Genomic DNA, 3076 nt, shown 5'->3' with positions numbered 1-3076 from the left:
CGCGCCCGAGCGCATCACTCGCCCAGCCGCCGAGGATGCCGCCGATCGCCATGCCGACCAGCGTCAGGCTGCCGAGCGCACCGGCCTCGACGTTGGTCAGGCCGAATTCGCTCTTGATGCGCGTGAGCGTGAGGCCGTACATCATGACGTCGGCGCCGTCGACGAGCAGCGCGAGATAGCCGAGCGCGAAAACGATCAGCCAGCGTCCAGTTTCAGGAGACGATGCGCGGGTCATGCGCGCGGCTCCGCGTCGGCGTAAAAGGGCATGCGCGAAACCAGCGCGGGCGCGAGAAACGAGCCGAGCAGCACGCCCGCGTCTTCGTGCTCGCGCGTGTACCAGTGCTCGACGTGCGTGAGGTTCATCGTGCCGAGGCATTCGCCGTCATACGCAATCGGAATATTGAGGATCGAGCCCAGGCCCATGTTCGCCATCGTCATGTGATCGTCGAATGCGTTGCGGATATCGTGCGCGGTCTCGCCGCGAAACGGCCGCAGTTCCTGCAGGATTTGCGTCGCCCACGCGGTGCCGCGCTTCTTCTTGCGCCCGCCGGTGGGATAGAGGTCGGGCATGTTGGTGAAGACGCGCTCAACTTCTTGATTGCGCGCGTCGTACGCCATGATCGTGATGAGCCGGAAGCCGATGGTCGCGGCGGCGACGTCCGCGATTGCGTCGAACAGCGTCGCCGGCTGGGCGGGTTCGCGCATTGCGCGTGCGAGGCGCTGAAGGTCGCTCAGTTGCAGTAGGCGTGTTTTCGTGTCGTGCATGTCGATCGAAGGCTTTAGCCGCGCAGGTTGGTGGGAGCGAGACGGTCGCGTGCATCGCCTTCGACCGCGCCGTTGATCTCGATGTCTTCGAGCGAGCGGTTGCGCGTCTCGATGCCGAGAAAGAACACGACGCATGCGCCGGCGAGCAGCACGGCGGTCGTCATCGCGAACACGCCGAAGAAACCGAACGCCGGATACACGATGCCGACGAGAATCGGCGCGCTCACCGAGCCGATGCGTCCGAATGACGACGACGATCCGGTGCCGGTGGTTCGCACCGAGGTCGGGAAAATCTCCGGCGTGTACGCATAGACGCCCGCGAACGCGCCGTTCATGAAGAACGACAGGCAGATGCCCGCCGCGATGATCTGTGGCCCGCTATGCGACAGCGACAGCATGATCGCCGCGATGCCGCCGAGCGTCATGTACGACGCGACCACGCCCTTGCGGCCGATCTTCTCGTTGAGCCACGCCGCGGAGAAATAGCCCGGAATCTGCGCGCCGTAGATCGCGATCGAGAAGCCGAAGCTCTTCGTGATCGTGAGACCTTCCTTGACGAGCAGGCTCGGAATCCACGAGAAGAACGAGTAATACGCGAAGGCCACGGCGAACCACATCAGCCAGCTCACGGCCGTGGTGCCCGCGAGGCGCTTGCTCCATAGCGCCTTCACGTTCTGCCACGCGCTGCCGCTGCTCTTCGTCGCCGAGGGAATCGCGCCCACGCTCGCGAGCGGCGCGAGCGCGATGCCGCGTTGCGCGTACCACGCCTCGATGTCATCGACGATGCGACCGGCTTCGGCGATGCGGCCCTGGCTTTCCAGCCAGCGCGGCGACTCGGGCAGCGTGCGGCGCCACCACAGCAGCATCACGACCGGAAGCGAGGTGATGACGGCGAGATAGCGCCAGCCGTCCGGAAAATTGCGCACGACCGTGTAGCCGAGAATCGACGAGCTCAGGTAACCGAAGGACATGAAGCCGACCAGCGCGCCGCAGAACATGCCGCGATAGCGGCGCGGCACGAACTCCGCGAGAAATGGGGCGATCACGACCGTCTCCGCGCCCGAGCCGAAGCCGGCGAGGATGCGCCACGCGAAGAACGTATGCCAGCCGTTGGCCGTGGCGCTCGCGAGCGAGGCCAGGCAATAGATCGCGAGCGCGCTCATCATGATGCGGCGGCGGCCGATCACGTCCGCGAGCACGCCGGACAGGAATGCACCGAAGAAATAGCCGATATAGGTGCTGCTTGCGACGAGTCCGGTCTGCGCGCTCGTCAGCTGCCACATCTTGCTGACGACGGGAAGCAGGAACGCGAGCGACGACGAGTCGAGGCCATCGAACATATAGCCGAACCCGCCGATGATCAGCAGTTTGCGATGGAAACCGGATAGCGGCAGCCGTTCGAGGCGGGCAGCGACAGCGGACATGATCGATGTTCTCTGGTGCGGGTGATGGTTTCCGACTCAACGCCCGATGGCATAAGCCTGCATCTGGCGCGGCGTGGCCGCGCCGCGCATGAGGCCGTTGCGGATGCCCACGGCGCACACGCGCCCGAGCGACCACGGCTCGGCGACCGTGAGGTCGTGGCCGCGCGCGCGCAGCTCGTCGAGCGTGGCTTGCGGGAAGCTGCCTTCCGCCGACATCTTCCCGAGCTGGATGTCGCGCGGATAGAACGAGCCGGGGAAATGCGCCGTCTGGAACGAGGGCGAGTCCACCGCGGCCTGCAGGTTCATGCCGAAATGCGCGTGGCGCAGGAACAGTTGCAGCGACCATTGGTCCTGCTGGTCGCCGCCCGGCGTGCCGAGCGCCGCGTAGGGCTTGCCGCCGCGCGTGACGAGCGTCGGAGAGAGCGTGGTGCGCGGACGCCGCCCCGGCCCGAGGGAGGACGGCAGGCCTTCTTCCATCCAGAACATCTGGCCGCGCGTGGTCACGTTGAAGCCGAGCCCCGGCACGGCGGGCGAAGCCTGCAGCCAGCCGCCCGACGGCGTCGCCGACACCATGTTGCCCCAGCGGTCCACGACATCGAGATGCACCGTGTCGCCGCGCAGTTCGGGCAGCGGCGCGAAGGTCGGCTCGCCCTGGCCGAAGCCGCCCGGCTGCTGACGGCCCGCGCTGGCGAGGATCTTCGCGGCGCGCGCCTCGCTGTCGGCGAGCTTGCCCGGACGGAATTCGAACGACGCGCGGCGTGGATCGATTTGCTTGCGGCGCGCCTCGCTGTAGGCGTCGCTGAGCAGCGTGTCCATCGGCACGTCGGAGAAGTTCGGGTCGCCGTAGAAGACGTCGCGGTCCGCGAACGCGAGCTTCGCGCATTCGA

General features: G+C 66.7%; 3 protein-coding genes and 1 pseudogene. All 4 read right to left on the bottom strand.

The features are described 5' to 3' along the window. Window positions 1–235, bottom strand: a pseudogene (locus tag AWB83_RS35485) (MFS transporter); the annotation flags it as partial. Then, window positions 232–705 carry a GAF domain-containing protein gene (locus AWB83_RS35480; RefSeq protein ID WP_374729156.1) on the bottom strand — a complete coding sequence of 158 codons (474 nt, stop codon included), beginning with the start codon at window positions 703–705 and terminating at the stop codon, window positions 232–234. The gene AWB83_RS35480 and the pseudogene AWB83_RS35485, both read right to left, overlap by 4 nt. Window positions 706–779: 74 nt before the next feature. After that, on the bottom strand, window positions 780–2189 hold the full coding sequence (locus tag AWB83_RS35475; RefSeq protein ID WP_087050254.1) for an MFS transporter: 1410 nt from the start codon (window positions 2187–2189) through the stop codon (window positions 780–782). A gap of 36 nt (window positions 2190–2225) precedes the next feature. Continuing rightward, the coding region (locus tag AWB83_RS35470; protein WP_208636844.1) for a gamma-glutamyltransferase at window positions 2226–3076 on the bottom strand (851 nt) is incomplete at its 5' end.

Source organism: Caballeronia ptereochthonis, from assembly GCF_001545075.1.
Lineage (GTDB): Bacteria > Pseudomonadota > Gammaproteobacteria > Burkholderiales > Burkholderiaceae > Caballeronia > Caballeronia ptereochthonis.
Note: the sequence above shows the minus strand (reverse complement) of the source record. Positions and strands in the feature narration are given on the sequence as shown.